Annotated in this window: 14 protein-coding genes; 8 read left to right on the top strand and 6 right to left on the bottom strand. The window is 71.1% G+C overall.

What is annotated here, in order from left to right; all coding sequences use genetic code 11:
• Positions 1–26 precede the first annotated feature (26 nt).
• Positions 27–269, bottom strand: a complete 243-nt coding sequence (locus MXD59_RS07525; protein ID WP_163550678.1) for a DUF6158 family protein — start codon at positions 267–269, stop codon at positions 27–29.
• Between the two features lie 171 nt (positions 270–440).
• Complete coding sequence (locus tag MXD59_RS07520; protein ID WP_248815652.1) at positions 441–692, bottom strand: hypothetical protein; 252 nt, start codon at positions 690–692, stop codon at positions 441–443.
• Positions 693–904: 212 nt separating this feature from the next.
• Here MXD59_RS07520 and MXD59_RS07515 point away from each other — a divergent pair, with 212 nt between their 5' ends.
• The 4 genes from MXD59_RS07515 (at position 905) to MXD59_RS07500 (ending at position 6,691) form a co-directional block, all read left to right on the top strand.
• Positions 905–2,278: a sensor histidine kinase gene (locus MXD59_RS07515; protein ID WP_248824039.1), complete on the top strand. Its 1,374-nt coding sequence runs from the start codon at positions 905–907 to the stop codon at positions 2,276–2,278.
• Positions 2,275–3,111: a response regulator gene (locus tag MXD59_RS07510; protein WP_248824038.1), complete on the top strand. Its 837-nt coding sequence runs from the start codon at positions 2,275–2,277 to the stop codon at positions 3,109–3,111. Before MXD59_RS07515 ends, MXD59_RS07510 begins: the two co-directional genes overlap by 4 nt.
• A gap of 94 nt (positions 3,112–3,205) precedes the next feature.
• Positions 3,206–3,859: a hypothetical protein gene (locus MXD59_RS07505; protein ID WP_248824037.1), complete on the top strand. Its 654-nt coding sequence runs from the start codon at positions 3,206–3,208 to the stop codon at positions 3,857–3,859.
• Between the two features lie 426 nt (positions 3,860–4,285).
• On the top strand, positions 4,286–6,691 hold the full coding sequence (locus tag MXD59_RS07500) for an Hsp70 family protein (protein WP_248824036.1): 2,406 nt from the start codon (positions 4,286–4,288) through the stop codon (positions 6,689–6,691).
• A 48-nt stretch (positions 6,692–6,739) separates the two neighbouring features.
• Here MXD59_RS07500 and MXD59_RS07495 read toward each other — a convergent pair whose 3' ends face one another.
• The 3 genes from MXD59_RS07495 to MXD59_RS07485 all read right to left on the bottom strand — a co-directional run bounded on the left by MXD59_RS07495 (position 6,740) and on the right by MXD59_RS07485 (position 10,205).
• A complete protein-coding gene (locus MXD59_RS07495) occupies positions 6,740–7,492 on the bottom strand; it encodes a dienelactone hydrolase family protein (protein ID WP_248824035.1) in 753 nt (250 codons plus the stop codon).
• Between the two features lie 274 nt (positions 7,493–7,766).
• A complete protein-coding gene (locus tag MXD59_RS07490; RefSeq protein WP_248824034.1) occupies positions 7,767–8,327 on the bottom strand; it encodes a hypothetical protein in 561 nt (186 codons plus the stop codon).
• A 507-nt stretch (positions 8,328–8,834) separates the two neighbouring features.
• A complete protein-coding gene (locus MXD59_RS07485) occupies positions 8,835–10,205 on the bottom strand; it encodes an SRA domain-containing endonuclease (RefSeq protein WP_248824033.1) in 1,371 nt (456 codons plus the stop codon).
• Between the two features lie 150 nt (positions 10,206–10,355).
• Between MXD59_RS07485 and MXD59_RS07480 the strand changes: the two genes are divergently transcribed.
• The 4 genes from MXD59_RS07480 to MXD59_RS07465 all read left to right on the top strand — a co-directional run bounded on the left by MXD59_RS07480 (position 10,356) and on the right by MXD59_RS07465 (position 17,733).
• Positions 10,356–11,153, top strand: coding sequence for a response regulator transcription factor (locus tag MXD59_RS07480; RefSeq protein WP_283096491.1), 798 nt, complete (start codon positions 10,356–10,358; stop codon positions 11,151–11,153).
• 14 nt (positions 11,154–11,167) lie between these two features.
• On the top strand, positions 11,168–13,165 hold the full coding sequence (locus tag MXD59_RS07475) for a sensor histidine kinase (protein WP_248824032.1): 1,998 nt from the start codon (positions 11,168–11,170) through the stop codon (positions 13,163–13,165).
• A gap of 504 nt (positions 13,166–13,669) precedes the next feature.
• Positions 13,670–16,135 carry an ArnT family glycosyltransferase gene (locus MXD59_RS07470; RefSeq protein ID WP_248824031.1) on the top strand — a complete coding sequence of 822 codons (2,466 nt, stop codon included), beginning with the start codon at positions 13,670–13,672 and terminating at the stop codon, positions 16,133–16,135.
• Between the two features lie 206 nt (positions 16,136–16,341).
• Complete coding sequence (locus MXD59_RS07465; protein ID WP_248824030.1) at positions 16,342–17,733, top strand: glycosyltransferase; 1,392 nt, start codon at positions 16,342–16,344, stop codon at positions 17,731–17,733.
• 108 nt (positions 17,734–17,841) lie between these two features.
• Here MXD59_RS07465 and MXD59_RS07460 read toward each other — a convergent pair whose 3' ends face one another.
• Entirely contained in the window at positions 17,842–21,225 is a 3,384-nt protein-coding gene (locus tag MXD59_RS07460; RefSeq protein WP_248824029.1) for a pyruvate carboxylase, read from the bottom strand.
• Positions 21,226–21,328 lie beyond the last annotated feature (103 nt).

The raw sequence follows: 21,328 nt of genomic DNA, 5'->3' as shown, positions 1-21,328 counted from the left end.
GCGGTCTCTCGCCGGCCGGCCGTGGGTCAGACTCCGGCCGCTCGTCGTCGGCCGGCGCGGGTGCGTAGCGGGTCGGGGCTGGCCGCGTCGGGGAACCGGCGCAGGTACTCCTGCTCAAGCTCGAGCATGCGCGCGGTGTGGGTCTCGAACGCGTCCTCGCTGCCGGTGAGGAATGCGTCATGGCGGGTTCGGTGCAGATGCTGCAGCTCGCGTGTCAGGTCGCCGTCGGCGAGTGCGGGAGCCGGGATGCCTTCGGGTCGATGCGTCATTTCTTCGGTGTACCCGCCGTCGGTTTGATGTAGCTCACCAGAACCGGCGCCCACCCAAAGACCACACCTATGGCCTCACCCGGCCGACCCACCCGGCCCAGGCCAGGCCATCCGCGAGCGCCAAGCCGTCCGGCATGGATCGAGGGAGATGCCCGGTCGCGGTTGCCCGCCCTACAGGGCGAGGACGGGAACCGGGACGGGGCCAGGGCCGGGCGGGATCGGATCGGGGCCGGGACCAGGCGGGACGGGGTCGGGGTCAGGGGCGGGGGGAACCGGGTCGGGTCCCGGACCGGGGGGAACGGGATCGGTTCCGGGGCCGGGCGGGACCGGATCGGGCACGGGAACCGGCGGCACCGGATCGGGTGTGCCGGGGCCGGGGCCGGGCGGCGGAAGGACGTCGGTGGTGTCTGCGATGGTGGTCATGATGTGGCCGTGCCCACCGGTCGACGGCGGCACACCGCCATGTCCTCGAAGGCCACATCCAACGTGTGCGGTTCGGTGGTGCGGGGGTCGGCCAGGATCGTGGCCGGACCCGTCCCTCGAGGGTGCTGGGCCTGGCCGCGAGGAGCGGGAAATGGAATGAATCGGTTGCGGGGGGTGGCAGAGATCGGGGTGGCTCACTACCGTTGCGAGCTATGACCGGGTTGGTCGTGTCGGCGGGACCGTCCCGAATGGTCGTGGTACGCACCGAGCAGCGCCTGGCGCGGATGGTGGGATACGCGCGGGCGGCCTGCGCGTCGTTCGTGCTCATACCGCTTTTCGGCTGGTCGGATCTGCGCCATGCCTCGATCGCCGTGGTGATCGCGGTGGCGGCGCTCGCGGAGGCGGCCTGGTTCGCCTGGCGGGCCTGGCACCGGGTGGGGCGGTTGTCGCAGCGGCTGGTGCTGGCGGACGTCGCGTTCTGCGTGGCGCTGATGGCCGTCGGCTCGCGGGCGGCCTGGCCGCACGAGCGCAACAGGATCATGACGGAGCTGGTCCCGTTCAGCCTGGTGTCGTCCGCGGGGGTGGGTATCGCGGTCGGGCTCGGGTCCGCCGGGGTGCTCCTGGTGGTGGCGCTGATGGCGACCTGGAGCATCGCCGTCCTGCCGGACGTCACCCTCAAACTCGGCTCCGACCTGCTCGGCTTCGCCCTGTGGTACGTCGTCGCGATCCTCATCGCCGGTGAACTGCGCCGGCTGTCGACGGCCACCGCGGACGCCCAGGACGACGCGGCCGCCGCCTCGGCCCGGGCCGCCCAGCAGGAGCTGGAGGCCGAGAGCGCGTTCCAGCGCGAGATCACCCACCGGGAGGTCCACGACTACCTGCTGCCGATCGTCGACCATGTGGCCGGCGGCGGTGCGCTGTCGGCGGCGCTGGTCCGCGAGGCGCGCCGCGGTTCGGCACGCGCCCGCCGCCTCATCATGGATCCGCGTGGCCTCGAACCCCGCGTTCCGCACGACGGCCACACCCCCACCCCGGCCCTGGCCCATCCGAGCGCGGCCGTGGGAACAGCCACACCGGCGGGTTCGGTGCCGGTGCTCGATGGCGAGACGAGTACTGAGGCGATGATGTCGGCGGTCGTCGACACCTTCACCGACGAGGGTCTGGCGCTCGTCCCGTTCCTCGGGGTCACCGGCGAGCCGCCCGAGCCCGTCCGCGAGGCGCTGGTGGCCGCGACACGCGAGGCCCTGCGTAACGTGCTGCGGCACGCCGGCCCGGTGGACGAGGTCAGCCTGTTCGTCGAAGGCGATGCCGAGACGATGCTCGTCGTCGTCCGCGACCGCGGTGTCGGCTTCGACCAGGCGACGGTGCGCCCCGGTGGGGGACTCGCCGGCAGCTACCGCGCGCTCGAACGGCACGGTGGGCATGTCACCGTGACAGCCCGCCCCGGCCGCGGCGTCAAGGTCACGATGCGCTGGCCGGCCCACGCCGACGACCACCCCACACCGAGCACGTCGACCACACCGAGCACACTGACCGCACCTGACGTGCTGATCCCACCGCCCGCATCGGACGGGGAGCTCCCTTGACCCTGAGCAGCCAGGATGGTCGCGGCCGTGGCGAGGCCGGCCGGCCGGTGTCCGTGGCCATCGTCGAGGACCATCCGATCACCACCGAGTCGTTGGCCGCTCGGTTCGCCGGCGCCGGTTTCTCGGTGCTCGCGCCCGCCCCGCGTCTCGAGGACCTCGACGTCGCCGCCACCCCGGACGTCGTCGTCTGCGACCTGCATCTGCCCGGCCTGTCCGGTGCGGCCGCGGTCGCGGAGCTGCATCGACGCGGCCTGCTGGTGTTGGCGACCTCCGGCGTCGCCACCCCGGACGAGGTGCTCGAGGCGATCGCCGCGCGCGCCCACGGCTTCGTCGACAAGGCCGCGCCGTCCCACCAGTTCGTGCCGGCGGTCATCGCCATCGCGGCCGGCGGCCACCACATCTCCACCCGACTCGCCGGCTTCCTGCTGGACGACGCACAACGCCGACCGCTGTCCCGGGACGAGATCGACAGCACCGAACGCGATCTTCTGCGTGGTCTCGCCCAGGGGGACCTGATGGACGAGCTGTGCGCCGAGTGGGATCTCTCGCCGCCCGCCGCCCGCCGTCATCTCGACCGCATCTTCGACGCCGCCCGCCGCCGCCGCCGACTGCACCGGCCGTCCCCCCGCGAGGCCGAGGTGATGATCCTCATCGGCTGTCGCGGGCTGACCTACCGGGAGGCCGCCCGGGAGATGAAGATCCGCGAGAGTGTCGTCGCCGACTACCTGCGCACGGTGCGGACGAAATACCTCGCCAGTCATCCGGAGGCCCCGCCGTCCATCGCGCCGAGCAACGCCGCCGGCCAGTGGGCCCGCGAACTCGGCTTCCACTGACCTTTCGCACCCACCCGCGGCCCACCCCCGTCCGTCCGGCCCCCTTACTTCTGCGGGATTGCGGACGGGCATCGCGGCCCACACCCTCGTCACAATGGGAACCGGGGGGCGGGGAAAGGGCAGTCGCAGCAGGTCCGACCGGCGGCTCGCCGCCTTCTTCGCCTCGTTCCTGAGCACCGCCGCGCTGCCCGCGAACATGACCCGCATCCGCGCCCCCGACCTGACAGCCGCCGGCCCGGCCCCGGGGGCTCAACCCGGTAGCGGCATCGCGGGCGCCCGGAGCTACGGCCACGCCATCTGGCTTGGGCCACCAGATGCCCGCCTCTACCGCGTCGACGACGAACGTTGGCTGCTGGCCTCCGTCACACTCGCCGCCAGGCTGGCCGCCGCCCTCCCCCGTTCCCTGGACGTCGCGCCCGCCTCCGCGGACCCGTCCCACCGTTCGCCCGACCTCCTCGCCGGTGGCCTGGCCTCGGGCGTCACGCGTGTCTTCCACCGTGGCATGGCCGTCGCGCGACTACGCCTCTCCCCCGGGGAGGACGCCACGTTGCCCGCCGATCTCGTGGCCGAACTCGGCCACCTGGTCGCAGGCCAGCTCGAACTCCTCGCCCGGACGGCCGACGCCCTGCGCCCGCCCCCCTGGCATCCCACCCGCTGGCGCCATCCCCATCAGCTCGCGTGGATCTTCGACCGTCCCCGGCCACGTGGCCGTCAGGCCGCACCCGGCGCCCGCGATTTCCCCCGATGAATGGGGGATAGCGTCCGGCGGTGCGGGGCGACAGGATGAAACCAAGGGATCACACCGGTGCGGCGGTGATCGGGCTGCCTCGTCGGGGGAAACGTGGGGCGGCTCGGAGTCGTACGGGGGCGCACCTGTGTGGTTCCTTGGGCCGCCGGTCTCACGGGGGAGAGTTACGGGGGAGACCGGCGGCCCGCCCACACTCGGCACTCGACGGCGATGGTGCCAGCGATCCTGGATGGACGTTCGGGACGACCGGCCCGGCCCGGCCGGGATCGAGGGTCCCGAGGGGCGGCCGGTGTTGACGGTTGCTCACCAGCGGCGACCGGTGTCGAACGAAGCGTCCCGTTGTCGGCGAGTTTGGTGAGGGTGCCGACGTCGTGTCGGTGGTCGCCGCTACGATCTGCCCACCGGAAAACGTGGACAGGGGGTGCCGTGGGCGAGCCGATCCTCGCGATCGACTACGGCACCTGCAGTGCCAGGGCCGCGCTGGCCATCGAGGGGCGCATCGAGTTGGTGCGTGAGCCGGCCAGCGGGTCGGCGAACTGGCCGGCGTCGGTCTTCGCCGACGGGGGAAATCTGATCGTCGGCACCCTCGCCGAGCGACGCAAACGGATCTGGCCGGCCGCCTACCGCGGTGAGATCAAACGCGATCTGGCGCGGGATGTCGCGGTCGGGCTGGATGGGCGCGGGTATCCGCCGCGCGCCCTGGTCACAGCGGTCATCAGCACGCTGAAGGCCGAGGCGGAGCTCCAGCTCAACGGCGGTGGTAGCAGCGGTGGCGGTAGTAACGGTGCTGGCGGGGCGGGTGCCGGGGGCGGCGGCGGAGAGCGGCTGACCAGGGCGGTCGTCACCGTACCGGCCAGTTACGATCCGTCCGGGCCACTGCGGCGGATCATGATCGCGGCAGCGGAGGCGGCGGGGTTCGTCGACGTCGACCTGCTGGCCGAACCGTTGGCGGCGGCCTGGTCGCCGCTGGATGGCACCCAGCCCGAGCCGGGCACGCTGATGCTCGTCTACGACCTTGGCGGTGGCACGTTCGAAGGCGCGTTGATCGAGGTCGGTGCCGACGGTCGGCACGAGATGCTCAGTCATTCCGCGCTGCACGACTGCGGCGGGCGTGATCTCGACCAGATCCTGTTCGACGAGATCCTCGGCCTGTACGGCCCGGGGCTCGAGCCGCTGCTGAACCCGCCGGGCAGCGGCGAGATGTACCAGACGACGGCCAGCCGCACCCGCCACGAGCTGCTCGACTTCGCCCGCGCGGTCAAGCACCAGCTCAGCGACATCGCCTCGGTCGAGGATGTGTTCAGCCCGGCGGGCCTGCTGGTCAGCATGCGCCGCGATCGGTTCACCCAGCTCGCCTCGCCGACACTCGCCCGCACCATGGCCTGCTGCCAGCATCTGCTGGAGGCCGGCGGGTACGGGCCGGAGAAGCTCGGCGGGGTGCTGTCGGTGGGCGGCAGCGCGCATATCCCGGTGGTCACCGACATTCTCACCGGGCGGCTCGGGGTCGGCACCGCGTGGCCGACCACCCAGATCTACACCCCGGTCGATCCGGAACTCGCCGTGGTGCTCGGCGCGGCGGCGTGGGCGTCGTCGGTGTCGACCCGGCGGACCACGGCGGCGCGGCCGAACCCGGTGCTCGTCCCGGCCCGGTGGGATATCCCCGGTGCCCGGGCGACGATGGTGCGCTGGCTGGTCGAACCCGGCGAGCGCTACGACGCCGGCGCCGTGCTCGCCCGGGTCCGGCTGACCGACGGTTCCCTGTTCGACCTGGCGATGGACGCCCCCGGCAGCCTCCTGCACACCCATGCCGAACCCGGCACGCCGGTGCGCGACGCCGACTGGCTGGCCACCACGCTCCCGTCCGGCCCGGCCCCGCTGCTCGGTGCCACCGGCGCCGGTGGCGGGGCGGATCTGCGCGGTTTCGAACGCAGCACCCGTCCGTCCCATCAGGTGGAGGTCACCGCCCGTGCGACGCTGAAGGGCCACGAGCGCGACGTCACCTCGGCCGCGTTCTCCCCCGACGGCCACTGGCTCGCCACCACCAGCAAGGACGGCACCCGGCTGTGGGATGTCGCCACCGGCCGCACCGCCCTCACGCTCAGCGGTCGCAAGAGCATCCTCATCCACGACTGCGCCTTCTCCCCCGACGGCCGACTACTCGCCACCACCGGCAGTGACAAGACCGCCCGCGTGTGGGATGTCGCCACCGGCCGCCAGGCGGTGACACTGACCGGCCACCGCGGCCCCGTCTACGGCTGCGCGTTCTCCCCCGACGGCAGCCTCGTCGCGACCACCGGCACCGACCGCACCGTCCGGCTGTGGGGGGCGGTGTCCGGCAAGAACATCGCCACCCTCGACGGTCACCGCGGCACCGTCTACGGCTGCGCGTTCTCCCCCGACGGGCGCCTGCTGGTCAGCGCCGGCGCCGAATCCACCCTGCTGTGGGACGTCTCCGTCGGCGAGATCATCATGAGCCTGCCCGGCCACACCAACTTCACCGGTGGCTGCGCCTTCTCCCCCGACGGCGCCCTGCTCGCGACCGCCGGCAACGAGGGCACCCGGCTGACCGACACGTCCAACGGCTCCACCGTCGCCACCCTGCCCGGCTCGGCGCAGAGCTGCGCCTTCTCCCCCGACGGCAAGCTGCTGGCCACCGCCAGCACCGACGACACCGCCCTGTTGTGGGATGTCGCCACCGGCGCCGCGGTCGCCACCCTCGCCGGCCACTCCAGCACCGTCATAAGCTGCGCCTTCGCGCCGTTCGGTCTGCTGCTCGCCACCACCAGCACCGACATGACCGCCCGCCTGTGGGACATCATCTACCGTCCCTGACAGCCAGGCGGCCAGGCCGGTCACCGCGGCTCAGCGCGACACGCCCGCTCAGCGTGGGAGTTCGCGGGCGAACAGCGCGGTGATCCTCTGCCAGTGCAGCTCGGCGGCGGCCGGGTCGTAGGGGGCGGTGTGGTCGGGGACGGCGAACCCGTGGGCGGCGTCGTAACGATCGAGCTCGTAGCGGACACCGGCCTTGTCCAGCGCCGTGGTCAGCAGCTCCTGCTGCTCGAGGGTGCAGTGCGGGTCGTCGGTGGCGACAGCGAAGTAGAGCGCCCCCTGGATCTGGTCGGCGTTGAGATGAGGGCTGTTCGGCGCGTCGGTGGCGATGCTCCCACCGTGGATCGACGCGGCGACCGCGACCCGCTGCGGCACCGCCCCGGCGAGGGTGAACGCCAGGTTGCCGCCCCGGCAGTACCCCACCGCGCCAACTCGGTCCGCCCGCACATCACCGCGCGCGGCCAGGGCGTCGAGCAGCAGCGCGGTGTCCCGCGCGACCAGCGCGCCATCGGCTCCCGCCAGCGCGGCCATGATCCGCGTCCGCGCGTCCGGGTCGGCGAACGTGCTGTTCAGATCGAACGAGACCTTGCCCTGCCGGTAGTAGTAGTTCACCACCGCCACCGCGTATCCCTCGTCGGCCAGCCGCTGGGCCATCTGGTGCATGGTGTCCCGGACCCCACCCGCGTCCGGGTAGAAGACCACCACCGGCAGCGGGGACGCGCTGGCCGCCGCGCCGTCCGGGGTGTGCAGGTAGGCGTCCAGCACGCCGTCGGGGGTCTGGACGTCAAGCTCGGTGACTGGCACGTTGCTTACCTCTCGCTGCTGTGTCCCACGACGTGCGGCGGGACGTTATGGACGGGAGCACGTGTCCCCCGTCGTCCGCCATCGCCCCGGTAGTACCGCCAGGGACGGCGGCGACACTTGACAGCGCAAGTATCTCGCATGCTCGGACCACACGCGTTGACGCCCCGCGGCGCAGGAAGCGCGGCGGGGCGTCGGTGTCTGTGCGTGCCTGTACGTGTCTGTGCGTGCCTCGGCGTCGACCATCCGCGATCAGGTGTTCGATGCTCGGGGATGGCTACGCGGCGGCGGCGCCCTCCGTCGCGCTGTCGTCCTCCGCACCCGGGGGCGGGCATGCGAGGCCGAAGTCGTCGAGGACCGCCGTCGGCGCGACACCACAGCCGACCTCGTAGGTTCCGAGCTGGACGAGCTGCCAGCCACCGGAGGTGCGGTGCAGGACACCCTCCGCACGGTCGTAGTCCTGGACGGTCGGATGTAGTTCGGTGTAGGCCCACGTCGGGTCGCTGGCGGCGAGGAGCGTGCCGGTCACCTCGTAGTCAGCCGCGGGGACGGCCGAGGTGTACTCGCTGCTCTTCACCGCCTGGGCGATGGCGGACGCATCCGTCGACGACGGCGCGAGCGTGTCCGCCGCGCGCACGGAGCTCGCGACGATCGCACCGGACTTGACCAGCCCGGACGGACGCGCAGCCGCACCGGTGGTGGAGCCGGTACAGGCGAAGGCCGTGCCGACAGTGACGATCCCCGCGGTGACGAAGGTGGCCGTGGGCAGCACGATCCGGCGCGCCGCGCGACGGCGCGCTCGGTGGCGGGCGGACTGAGGACGACGACGTCGAACCATGCGTTGCACGTACCCATTTTGGCCGGATGAACCCTCACTTGGGGGGCAGTTTGGTGGTCACCCTCGCGACAGATCACACCGTGATCCTGGGCAGTTCGTCCTGTGACCCAGGTAGCGCCTGGTCCAACCCATGGTCACCCGTCCGCGACGAGATCAACACATCCCGTACCAATCCGCGGCCTCTGGCCCGCTAGGACCCCACCACCAGGCCCAGAGCCACCAGGACGATGGTCATGAAGAGCCAGGCAACTTCCGAGGGACGCGGGGTCCGGGAGACCCAAGGCCGCGCCCACACGGCGACCCGCACCCTCACCACCTACCCATCAGCCGCTGGTTCCGGACCCGGGATCGGCTTCTTGCGGATCTAGGGTCCAGCGCAGCCAAGGGCGAAGTGTGGTCGCTGGCCGGTGATGGCCAGGCTGAGCGAGTACGGTTCGGGGCACCGCACCTGGCGCCGATATTCTGCTGAGGCCCGGCGAAGGCCGCACCGCGGCCCACACCCAAAAACTAGCTGTGATCCCAGCCTGGCAACGCGTCAGACTTCCAGATAACAGTAACATTAACAGTCGCGCATAGATCAAGAAGATCTCGCCGGGGTCGCGCTGGAAGCAGGACATTCAACCGCGGAGATGGATCTATAAACCGCCGATAGTCAAGGAGCTGCCCGATCGCCAGGCGGATCGAATTTCGATGCACATCACTCTTCGCTTCCACCAGATCGCCGGTGGTCTCGTCATAGAGATCCGTCTGCAGCGAACCCGACTCCCCGACTGGAAGGATGCTGTTGCGACTGACATCATGGCCAAGAGATCTCAGGTAGGCGGCGTACTGTTCAACGAGCTTACCTTCCTTTCGCCGCACAACGACTGACGCCGGCGCACCACTCATCGTGTAGCTTTCGGTCTTGACTTTCTCGAGCGGTATCGAGACTACGCGACTCGAAGTGGCGACACCGTAGGCAGCAGCTGTCTCGGCATCCTCGACCTCGCCATCAGGCCTGAGGCGAAAGACGATGACCGAGCGTTCGGGGCCGTCGGCCGTGGCGGGTGCTCGACTGGGGTACCAGGGCTCTACCTCGTCGACACAAAATCTTCCCGCATATTGGACTTTCGCGCGCGCGAGGACGCGGAAGAGACGCAGCGGCCGTTTCGATTTCCTATGCTGCAACAGCCGCTCATTATCACCAGGCATGATCTGATCTATTTTTTGACCAGTTCCCGTGTAGTGAAAAAGGCCGTCGTCGCTCCAGCCATCAAAGTACCCATGCTTTTCTCGCGCGGCGGGATCTGCAAAGAGCAGGATATTTGAAGTCTGCCTCGAGTGCGATATCCCCGACTGACGACTTCCACCATACCTGTCGTGTACTTCCGCCCGGCGCAAGACTTCCCCTACCTCAATATCCCAATCCTCGTCCGCATTCGACACATTCGGCGCGAGAGATGAGGTCGGCGTGGGTGTGCTGTCATCGATCAGTGCGCGTAGCTGGGAGACGAAAAGGGCCCGAACCCCCTCGTCCCGCAGGAGGCTGAATGCCTCGACCGAAAGCCCAAACTCGGGATCCTCTTCCTCCAGCCAGCTACGCACTGATGACCCGAGCGACACCGGCACCACAGAGTCGGCCCGGATCTCCCAGAGTGGAGAATCGCGCAGCGCGACCACAGCGTTCTCTGGAGCTGCACGATGACCTAGCGCCTCGGCCCGGGTGGCGAACCTGGCCTCCAGCGTCTCGTGCATCTGCGACCACCGGAAGAGGCGGATGCCCACGGCTACCTGCTCGACCGCCCACAGCAACGTCAGCGACTGCTGCGGCGGTGGCCGTCCATGATCAGATTGCCGCCGAAGCAGGGCCAATGCCTCCAAAGCATCATCTAGTTGCACTAGGCGACAATATGGCCGGCCAGTGATCAAAGCAGCACGATCTGAGACAACGTCGAGCCCACAACCCTGCCGTCCGCCGCGTGGGGCACTCACAGGAAGTTCACAGCGAGGACTCAGCTGACGGCTAGGGATCTGGGAGAGGCTGTCCTCATGCAACCGGTGCGGGTACTCGTGGTGGACGACGAGACGACACTGGCGGAGCTGCTGTCGATGGCGCTGCGCTATGAGGGCTGGGAAGTGCGCAGCGCTGGGGACGGGCGGACCGCCCTGCGACTGGCACGCGAGTTCCGGCCCGACGCGGTCGTGCTCGACATCATGCTGCCGGACATGGACGGGCTGGAGGTGCTGCGGCGGCTACGGGCGGAGAGTCCGGACGTGCCCGTCCTGTTCCTCACCGCTCGCGATGCCGTCGAGGATCGGGTTGCGGGGCTGACCGCGGGTGGCGACGACTACGTCACGAAGCCGTTCAGCCTTGAGGAACTGGTCGCGCGGCTGCGGGGACTGATGCGGCGGGCGGCGCGCAACACCGAGGCCGCGCAGGGTGCCCGGCTGGTCGTCGGCGACCTCACCATGGACGAGGAGAGCCGCGAGGTGGAGCGTGGAGGGGTGCCCGTCCATCTGACCGCCACCGAGTTCGAGCTGCTCCGCTTCTTCATGCGCAACCCACGTCGGGTACTGAGCAAGGCGCAGATCCTCGATCGGGTGTGGAACTACGACTTCGGCGGTCAGGCCAACGTGGTCGAACTGTACGTCTCCTACCTGCGTAAGAAGATCGACGCCGGACGTCCGCCAATGATCCACACGATGCGCGGTGCCGGCTACGTCCTGCGTCCGGCCGATCAGGCCCAGGGCGCGCCTGGTCCACCCGGGGCTGGCACCTCGGCGGTGTCGGTGTCGGCGGCGGCGGTGTCGGCGTCGGCTGGTGGCGGCCTGGGCCGTCGGGGCTGACGGGGTTGATCTGCATGGCTGTCGCGGAGCTGCCCGGTGGCGCCTCGGGTCCGGTCCCCAGGCCGGGACGACGTTCCGGTGCGCGCCGCAGCAGGGCTGCTCGCGGCGGCGAGCCGGGGCATGGGCGGAAGGTCTCACCGGCCCGCTGGTCCCTGCGTGCCCGGCTGATCGCCCTGCTCATGGTGCTGCTGGCGACCGCGTCCATGGCGATCGTGTTCGTCACGGCGGTGGCTCTGCGCGGTGTTCTGATCAACCAGCTTGACCATCAGCTCGTGGACACCAGCCGCCGGTGGGGCCGCGATGGCATCCCCGGTCTGCCCCCTGCCGGGGCCGGCCTGCTGCCCGGGAGCGGTTACGGCGGTGGCTACGGAAGCGGCTACGGCACGGGGGCCGGCAGCGGCTCGGGCTCAGGTGACAGCTCGGAGTCGGACAGCGGCACGGGCGGTGCGACGGGTTCGGGCAGCGGTACCACCACCACATCCGTGACCACGACGACCACGGCGGCGCAGAACGCGCTGGACGAGCTGGACGGCACGGCTCTGGTGAACGGGTTCTTCCGCGGGCCGGTGGATCCGGGCACGCTCGCGGCGGTGATCGACGGCAGCACCCTCTACGGGGCGACCTACGACTCGTCCACGAACGCCCTGCAGTCGGTCACTGACGGGGAGGCGGTAACGATCGCCGCGGTCCCCCGCGACGGAAACGCGTACACCCGCACCATCGGTGGCGATGAGTACCGCATCATCAGCACCACGCGGGCGAACGGTACGACCGTGGTCACCGCCCTGCCGATGGCGCAGGTCAACGCCACGTTGACCAAGATGACGGTGATCGGTGGGGTGGTCGCCCTGATTGGGGTCGCGGCCACCGCGATCGCCGGGACGATCATCATCCGGGTGACGCTGCGGCCGTTGCGCCGGGTGGCGGCCACCGCGTCCCGGGTGGCGGAGCTGCCGCTGGAACGCGGCGAGGTCGCGCTGTCCGTGCGGGTGGCCGAGGTCGACACCGACCCGCGCACCGAGGTCGGGCAGGTCGGCGCGGCGCTCAACCAGATGCTCGGTCATATCGGTAACGCGCTCGCCGTCCGGCATGCCAGCGAGACGCGGATGCGGCAGTTCCTCGCCGACGTAAGCCACGAACTGCGCACCCCGCTGGCCGCGATCAGCGGCTACGCGGAGCTCACCCGACGCACCCGCGAACCGGTCCCGCCGGACGTCACCTACGCGATGAGCCGGGTCGAATCGGAAAGCGCCCGGATGACATCCCTGGTCTCGGACCTGCTGTTGCTCGCCCGGATCGACTCGGGCCGGCCGTTGGAGCACGAGTCGGTCGACCTTTCCGACCTCGTCGTCCACGCGGTCAGTGACGCCCATGTCGCCGCGCCCGGCCACCGGTTCAGCCTGGACCTGCCCGAGGAGCCCGTCTCCGTCACCGGCGACGCCGCGCGCCTGCACCAGGTCCTCGCGAACCTGCTGGCCAACGCCCGCACCCACACCCCGCCCGGCACCCTGGTGACCGCGAGCCTGTCCGCCACGGCCACCGACGCCATCATCGCCGTCGTCGACAACGGCCCCGGCATCGCTGCCGAACTCCTCCCGCAGATCTTCGAACGCTTCGCCCGCGGCGACAGCTCCCGTTCCCGCGCCGCCGGCAGCACCGGCCTCGGTCTCGCGATCGTCGCCGCCGTCATCGAGGCCCATCACGGCCGTGTCGAGGCCAGCAGTGTCCCCGGCCGCACCGCCTTCGTCGTCCGTCTCCCCCGCACGTCCTCGGATGCCTCCCTTCCCATCTCGGACGGCTCCGCCCTCGGCGAGGCGTTCGGCGTTCCCGCTGACGGCGCCATGGGCGCTTCCGACAACGGCGCGATCGAGGCTCCTGGCGGCGGTGCCGTCGGGGATCCCATGGGCGGCGCCGTCGGCCATACCCGTGGGGATCACCTGCCCATTGACGCCCCCACCAGTGGTTTCCTCGCAGCCCCGACGCTCGGGCACACACCGTCGCCCCGCCCATAACCTCCGCAGGCACCGCGCGCCGCCGCCCGATCCCTGGTCACGCCAGCCTCTCATCCACGAACAAACCCCGGCAGCCCGCCCACTCTCCGCAGCCGGAACACCCCCCACCCTCACCCACGGCAACCAGCTCGGGCCGTCATCACAATCTGCTGGCAGCCCCAAGACAAGATCCACCCACGCGGGTCGCTGTGGGGGGCAAAACGGACACGAATACCCCCACGACGACCCGTGTGCACCCTGCATACCCGTGACCCCCGGCAGATCCGTCACACCAGGTAACCGCGACCAGAGACAGGTGTCGGGACCGGGACCACCCGGGGGTCGGGGCCGGGACCACCCGGGGGTCGGGGCCGGGGCTACCCGGGGGTCGGGGCCGGGGCTACCCGGGGGTCGGGGCCGGGGCTACCCGGGGGTCGGGGCCGGGGCTACCCGAGGGCGGAGCTCACAGGTTGGTCACAGGTGGAGCACAAGGAGCCGAAAGGTCCGCGGCGCAGGGTGATTCCCATGTCGTCGACTCTCACCGACCCGATCCCCGAAGCGCGGGATCGGCGTGCCCACGGGCACCGTCGCAGGTTGCCGTGGACCAGGACAGGCCCGGCCGGAACACCCGACCATGACGGATCTGACGCATCCGACGGATCCGACGCGCCGACCGAGGTCGGAGCCGGCTCCGGTGAGGCGGGGCAGCCCGACGTCGGGGCGGTGCCGGAGAACGCACCCGATCCGCGCTGGGTGCGACCCGCGCTGGCGGTGCTGCTGATCGGCACGGCGGTGCTGTACCTGTGGGATCTCGGCGCGTCCGGCTGGGCGAACGCCTTCTACTCGGCGGCGGTGCAGGCCGGGTCGGTGAGCTGGAAGGCGTTCTTCTACGGGTCCTCGGACGCCGGGAACTCCATCACCGTCGACAAGCCGCCGGCGTCCCTGTGGATCATGGCGCTCTCGGTGCGGATCTTCGGGCTGAACTCGTGGAGCATTCTTGTTCCCGAGGCGCTGATGGGTGTGGCGTCCGTCGGGCTGCTCTACAGGTCGGTGCGCCGGTACGCGGGTCCGGTGGCCGGGCTCATCGCCGGGCTGGTGCTGGCGCTCACACCGATCGCCGCGGTGATGTTCAAGTTCAACAATCCGGACGCGCTGCTCGTGCTGCTGCTGATCGGCGGTGCGTACGCGACGCTTCGGGCCGTCGAACAGGCCAGTACGAAGTGGATGGTGCTGGCCGGTGTGCTGGTCAGCTTCGCCTTCCTGACGAAGCTGTTGCAGGCGCTGGTCGTGGTGCCGGTGTTCGCGCTGGTCTATCTGGCGTTCGCGCCGACCGGGTTCTGGCGGCGGGTGCGGCAGACCCTGGCCGGTGGGCTCGGGCTGCTGATTCCGTCCGGACTGTTCATCGCGATCGTCGAGCTGGTTCCGGCGTCGTCCCGGCCGTACATCGGTGGCTCCCAGAAGAACAGTCTGTGGGAACTCACCCTGGGCTACAACGGGCTGGGACGCCTCACCGGTAACGAGACCGGCAGCGTCGGCGGCGGTGGTGCTCGCCGGGCCGCAGGGACGGCCGCGGGGGGCGCGTTGCAGAACGGGGCGGCCGGCGCCGCACCGGGCACCGGTACCGGTACCGGCGGCGCGTTCACCTTCCCCGGTGGTGGGGGCGGTCCCGGTGGCGGTGGCGGGCCTGGCGGTGGCGGGATGTGGGGTCAGACCGGCTGGCTGCGGATGTTCGGCGACGAGGTCGGTGGCCAGATCTCCTGGCTGCTGCCGGCCTCGCTGATCCTGCTGGGCGCGGGCCTGTGGATCACCCGGCGGGCGCCGCGGACGGACCGGCTGCGCGCCGCGCTCGTGCTGTGGGGCGGCTGGCTGCTGGTCACCGGGATCATCTTCAGCCAGATGCAGGGCATCTTCCATCCGTACTACACCGTCGCGCTCGCGCCGGCGATCGGCGCCGTGGTCGGCATGGGGGCGGTGCTGATCTGGCGCCAGCGCCACCACCCCGCCGCCGCGGTCGCCGGTGCCGCCGCGATCGGTGTGACCACCTGGTGGACGTTCCACCTGCTCGACCGCACCCCCGACTGGAATCCGTGGATTCGCTACACGGTGCTGGTCACCGGCGTCATCGCCGCGCTCGGTTTCCTCGCCTGCGTCCGGTTGCCGCGCCGGGCCGCGCTCGGCGTCGCCGTCCTGACGCTGGTCACCGGTCTGCTCGGTCCCGGCGCGTACACGATCGCCACCGCCGGCGCCCCGCACACCGGTTCGATCCCCTCGGCCGGTCCGGCCGGCGCCGGTTTCGGCGGCGGTCCCGGCGGGATGGGTCGTCGTAACGGCAACGGCAACGGCCAGTTCGGACGGTTCGGCCAGCGCGGCGCCGGAGCTCAGGGCTTCCCCGGCGCCCCGGGTGCCGCTGGTGGCCCCGCCGGCGTGGGCGCGCTTCCCGGCCAGAACGGCGCCACCGCGCCGGGCCAGGGCGGCACAGGCACCGGCGGCGGCACGGGCACCGGCGGGACGGCTGGTCAGGGTGCTACTGGCGGTACGGCGACGGGTCCGGGCGCCGCTGGCGGTCGGGGTGGCATGGGCGGTCTGCTGGACGCGGCCAAGCCGAGCCAGGAGATCGTCAACCTGTTCAAGCAGGACGCTGACCAGTACACCTGGGTCGCCGCGGCGGTCGGTTCGAACAGCGCCGCCGGCTATCAGCTGGCCACGCGGGAGCCGGTGATGCCGATCGGTGGCTTCAACGGCAGCGACCCGTCGCCCACCCTCGCCGAGTTCCAGAAGTACGTCAGCGACAAGAGGATCCACTACTTCATCGGCGGCGGCGGCTTCGGCCAGTCCATGGGCGGCAGCAGCGCCTCCAGCAGCATCGCGAGCTGGATCGAGGCGAACTTCACCGCCAGGACGGTCGGCGGGGTCACCCTCTACGACCTCACCGCCCCGAAGACGGCCGCGTCCACCTCGGCCACCGGTGCGACCACCGCCCAGACCACCTGACCCACCGACCCGACCACTGATCGGACCGCGGCCCCGCGGTCCCCCGGTCCGGCCGTGCGTTCCAGCCCCCTTCCCCTCGGGCTGGGACGCACGGCCACGTGGCAGGCCAGACGGCCTCACCCATCCGGGCGAGGCCGTCGCTGTTCACAGTCACCGCACAGGATCGGCACACGGGTGCCACAGCTCACCGACCGAGAGTGAGTGTCATGACGACGTCGATGCGATCCCTGGCGACCGGTACTGCCTCCGCCGCCCCCGTGCAGCGCGTTGGCGGCGGTTGGGCACAGGCCACGACAGCAACACCGCAGGACGAGCGGACGGTGGACGACCAGCATCCCGTCGCCGTCCTGGACGTCGTCATCCCCGTCTACAACGAGGAGGACGACCTCGCGCCGTGCGTGCGCCGGCTGCACGCACATCTGCGGGACGGTTTTCCCTACCCCTTCCAGATCACGGTGGCGGACAACGCCAGCACCGACAACACCCTGGGCATCGCGCTGGCCCTCCAGGAGGAGCTGCCCGGTGTCCGGGCCTTCCACCTGGACGCCAAGGGACGCGGCCGGGCGCTGCGGGCGGCGTGGAGCGAGTCGTCCGCGCCGGTGCTCGCCTACATGGACGTCGACCTGTCCACCGACCTGGCCGCCCTGTTGCCGCTGGTCGCCCCGCTGATCACCGGGCACTCCGACCTGGCGATCGGCACCCGGCTGTCCCGCACGTCCCGCGTGGTGCGCGGGCCGCGCCGCGAGGTGATCTCCCGCTGCTACAACATGATCCTGCGGGGGACGTTGGCGGCCCGTTTCTCCGACGCCCAGTGCGGGTTCAAGGCGATCCGCGCGGACGCGGCGTCCGCGCTGCTGCCGCTGGTCGAGGACACCGGCTGGTTCTTCGACACCGAACTGCTCGTGCTCGCGGAACGGGCCGGCATGCGCATCCACGAGGTGCCGGTCGACTGGGTGGACGATCCCGACAGCCGGGTCGACGTGGTCGCCACCGCCATGGCCGACCTCAAGGGCGTCGCCCGTCTGCTGCGTGCTCTCGGCAGCGGCGCGCTCCCCGTCGCGGACCTGCGCCGCGAGTTCGGCCGCGGACCCCTGACCGCCACCGCAGGTAGTGCTCTGACCAGCGGAAACACTGACAGTTCGAGGGATACGGGAGACGGCGTGCAGGTTCCTGGAGTGCCACGGGGGCTGCCGAGGCAGCTGGTCCGCTTCGCCGCGATCGGCGTCGCCAGCACCCTGGCCTACCTGCTTCTGTTCGTCCTGCTGCGGACGGTCACCGGTGCCCAGGCCGCGAACCTGCTCGCCCTGCTGATCACCGCCGTGGCGAACACCGCGGCGAACCGTCGGCTCACCTTCGGTCTCACCGGCCCCGAGCAGGCCGGCCGCCACCATCTCCAGGGCCTTGTCGTCTTCGGCATCGGGCTGGGGCTGACCAGCGGCTCGCTCGCTCTTCTGCACGCCGGCAGCGGTCATCCCGGACGCGGTCTGGAGGTCACCGTCCTGGTCCTGGCGAACCTGCTGTCCACCGTCATCCGCTTCCTGCTGATGCGCGCCTGGGTCTTCCGTCCGCGGCGTCCCGCCACCAGCCAGGCCTCCTGAGCCGCGCCCACCCGCCTTCCGATCCCGGTACGACGCCGGGCCGGCCCGCCCCAGTCAGAGTCCTGGGACGGGCCGGCCCGGCGTTTCACGTCTGGTCAGGGGCAGAAGTCAGGGGCGCAGGATGAGCAGGAGGTCACCGACCTCGACGGAGTCGCCGCTGGTGCGCACGAGTTCGGCGATGGTGCCGGCGACGGGGCTGGTGACAGCGGCTTCCATCTTCATGGCCTCGACGACGGCGAGTTTCTGGCCGGCGGTCACCGTGTCGCCGACGCCGACGACGAAGGTGACGATGCCGGGCAGGCCGGCACCGATCTGCTTCGGGTCGGCGGGGTCGACCCGGCGGGCCGCGGTGGTCGTGGCGGTGATGGAGGTGTCGCGGACCCGCACCGGGCGGGGCTGACCGTTGACCCGCAGGTACAGGGTGCGCAGGGCGGCGTCGTCCGGTTCGGAGAGGGTCTCCAGCTCGACGATGATCTCCACGCCGGGTTCCAGGGTGACGGCGAGCGGCACACCGGGACGCAGGCCGTAGAGATAGCCCTCGGTGGGGATGACAGAGGTGTCGCCGTAGGCCTCGACGGCGGCGAGGTAGTCCTTCCACGGGCCGGGGAACAGCAGCCGGGACAGCGCCGCGCGGCGGCGGGCGCCACCGGCGTCGAGTTCGGCGGAGTCGGCGGCGTCCAGGGTGGCCGAGGGCGGTTCCGGGTGTCGTCCGGCGAGGGCACGCTCGCGGAACGGTTCGGCGAAACCGGCCGGGGGGGTGCCGAGTTCCCCGGCGAGGTAGCCCAGGACGCTGGCGGGCAGGTCGAACTGTTCGGGGTGTTCGCGCAGCAGGTCGACGTCGATGCCGCCGCCGACGAGGAACAGGGCGAGGTCGCCGACGACCTTGCTGGTCGGGGTCACCTTGATGGGCTTGCCGAGCAGGTCGTTCGCGACCGCGTAGGCCTCCTGGACCGCGGGCCACCGGTCGCCGAGGCCGAGCGCGATGGCCTGCTGGCGCAGGTTGGTGAGCTGGCCGCCGGGGATCTCGTGCCGGTAGACCGCGCCGGTCGGTGCGCGCAGGCCCGCCTCGAACGGTGCGTACAGGTCCCGCACGGCCTCCCAGTAGGCCTCCATCGACGACAGGGCGCCCAGATCGATCCCGGTGGAGCGGGGCGTGTGGTCGGTGGCGGCGACCAGCGCCGACATGTTCACCTGGCTGGTGCCGCCGGACATCGGCGCGGCGGCGGCGTCGACGGCGTCGACACCGGCCGCGGCGGCGGCGAGCAGGGTGGCGAGCTGGCCGCCGGCGGTGTCGTGGGTGTGCAGGTGGACGGGTAGGTCGAAGCGTTCCCGCAGGGCGGTGACCAGGGTGCTGGCGGCGGTGGGACGCAGCAGACCGGCCATGTCCTTGATCGCCAGGACGTGGACGCCCGCGTCGACGAGCTGCTCGGCCAGCCGCAGGTAGTAGTCCAGGGTGTAGATCCGCTCGGCGGGGTTCGACAGGTCACCGGTGTAGCACAGGGTGCCCTCGGCGATCGCCGTGCCGGTGGCGAGCACCGCGTCGATCGCCGGGCGCATCTGTTCCATGTCGTTCAACGCGTCGAAGATCCGGAAGATGTCGACGCCGGTGGCCGCGGCCTCCGCGACGAACGCCCGCACCACATCGTCCGGGTAGGGGGTGTAGCCGACGGCGTTGCGGCCACGCAGCAGCATCTGGACGCACATGTTCGGCGCGACCGCGCGCAGCGCGGCGAGGCGCTCCCACGGGTCCTCGGCGAGGAAGCGCAGCGCCACGTCGTAGGTCGCCCCACCCCACGCCTCCAGGCTCAGCAGGTTCGGGGTGAGCGCGGCGAACGCGGGCGCCGCCGCGAGAATGTCGAAGCTGCGCAGCCGGGTCGCCAGCAGCGACTGGTGCGCGTCGCGCAACGTCGTGTCGGTGACGGCCAGCGTCTCCTGGGCGCGCAGCCGCGCGGCCCAGCCGGCCGGTCCAAGCTCCGCCAGCAGCTGACGTGACCCGCGCGGTTCGGCGGGGACCTCGGGCAGCTCCGGCAGGGCCGTGCGCGGGTCGACGAGGACACCGGCGGGCCGCGGCAGGCCGTTGACGGTGCTTTCGGCGAGCCGGGCGAGCATCCGGCTGGTGCGGTCGGCGCCGCGGCCGGGCACCAGCAGTTCGGGACGTTCGTCGATGAACGACGTGCTGACCCCGCCGGCGAGGAAACCCGGGTCGACCAGCACCCGGCCGAGGAAGTCGATGTTGGTGCGGACACCGCGGACGCGGAACTCGTCCAGGGCCCGCCGGGCCCGCCGGGCGGCCTTCTCCAGGGTGCTGCCGCGGGTCGTCAGTTTCACCAGCAGCGAGTCGAAGTACGGGCTGACCTCCGCACCCGCGTACGTCGCCCCGTCCAGGCGGACACCGGGACCACCGGGCGACTGGTAGAAGCTGATCGTGCCGGTGTCGGGGCGGAAGCCGTCGGAGGGGTCCTCGGTGGTGACCCGGCACTGGATGGCGGTGCCACGCAGCGCGATCCGGTCCTGGCTGAGGTTCAGATCGTCGAGGCTCTCCCCTGCGGCGACACGCAGCTGCGCGGCCACCAGGTCGACGCCGGTCACCTCCTCGGTGACCGTGTGCTCCACCTGGATCCGCGGATTCATCTCCATGAAGGTGTAGGAGCCATCGGCGCCCAGCAGGAATTCGACGGTACCGGCATTGACATAGCCGACATGGCGGGCGAATCGCACGGCGTCCGCGCAGATGCTGGCGCGCACAGCCTCGTCCAGTTCGGGCGCCGGCGCGATCTCGACGACCTTCTGATGCCGGCGCTGCACCGAACAGTCCCGCTCGTACAGGTGGATGATGTTTCCGTACGAGTCGGCGAACACCTGCACCTCGATGTGCCGCGGGCGGTCGACCGCCTGTTCCAGGAACACCGTGCCGTCCCCGAACGCCGCCGCCGCCTCCCGTGACGCGCTACCCACCGCGTCCGCGAGATCCGCCGGGCGCTCCACCCGGCGCAGTCCACGTCCCCCACCGCCCGCGGACGCCTTCACGAACAGCGGGAAACCCACCGCCGCCGCGGCCTGCTCCGCGCCCACACCGTCGGGCAACGGCGCCGAGGCGCGCAGGACCGGCAGCCCGGCCGCCATCGCCGCGTCCCGCGCCGCGACCTTGTCTCCGGTCAGGCGCAGCACCGACGGCGGCGGGCCGACGAAGGTCACCCCGGCCGCGGCACACGCCTCCGCCAGCACCGCGGACTCCGACAGGAAGCCGTAGCCCGGATGCAACGCGTCCGCTTCGGCCTGCTTGGCCACCGTCAGCAACGCGTCGATATCCAGATAACCCCGCACAGGATGCCCGGGAACACCGATCTCATAAGCCTCGGATGCCTTGGTGCGATGAAGTGCGGACACGTCCTCAGGGGTATAGACGGCAACCGTGCGCAGGCCCAGTTCCTGGGCGGCACGAAAAACTCGGACGGCGATCTCACTGCGGTTGGCTACCAGGACCTTGCGCACACGCGCCTCCTCGGACGGGTGCGCATCATTGTGAAGGGAAAGCCCACGCACACGCCAAAGCAACGTGGCCTTCGCCACATAGGACGTCCCGACGTTTACGTCC

The organism is Frankia umida, from assembly GCF_023242945.1.
Classification (GTDB): domain Bacteria; phylum Actinomycetota; class Actinomycetes; order Frankiales; family Frankiaceae; genus Frankia; species Frankia umida.
The sequence above is the reverse complement of the archived record's forward strand: the minus strand, read 5'-3'. Positions and strand labels throughout refer to the sequence as shown.

Coding starts and splice junctions, on each gene's coding strand:
- MXD59_RS07525 (WP_163550678.1), bottom strand. CDS start 269: ATGACGCATCGACCCGAAGGCATCCCGGCTCCCGCACTCGCCGACGGC.
- MXD59_RS07520 (WP_248815652.1), bottom strand. CDS start 692: ATGACCACCATCGCAGACACCACCGACGTCCTTCCGCCGCCCGGCCCC.
- MXD59_RS07515 (WP_248824039.1), top strand. CDS start 905: ATGACCGGGTTGGTCGTGTCGGCGGGACCGTCCCGAATGGTCGTGGTA.
- MXD59_RS07505 (WP_248824037.1), top strand. CDS start 3,206: ATGGGAACCGGGGGGCGGGGAAAGGGCAGTCGCAGCAGGTCCGACCGG.
- MXD59_RS07490 (WP_248824034.1), bottom strand. CDS start 8,327: ATGGTTCGACGTCGTCGTCCTCAGTCCGCCCGCCACCGAGCGCGCCGT.
- MXD59_RS07480 (WP_283096491.1), top strand. CDS start 10,356: ATGCAACCGGTGCGGGTACTCGTGGTGGACGACGAGACGACACTGGCG.
- MXD59_RS07475 (WP_248824032.1), top strand. CDS start 11,168: ATGGCTGTCGCGGAGCTGCCCGGTGGCGCCTCGGGTCCGGTCCCCAGG.
- MXD59_RS07470 (WP_248824031.1), top strand. CDS start 13,670: ATGTCGTCGACTCTCACCGACCCGATCCCCGAAGCGCGGGATCGGCGT.
- MXD59_RS07465 (WP_248824030.1), top strand. CDS start 16,342: ATGACGACGTCGATGCGATCCCTGGCGACCGGTACTGCCTCCGCCGCC.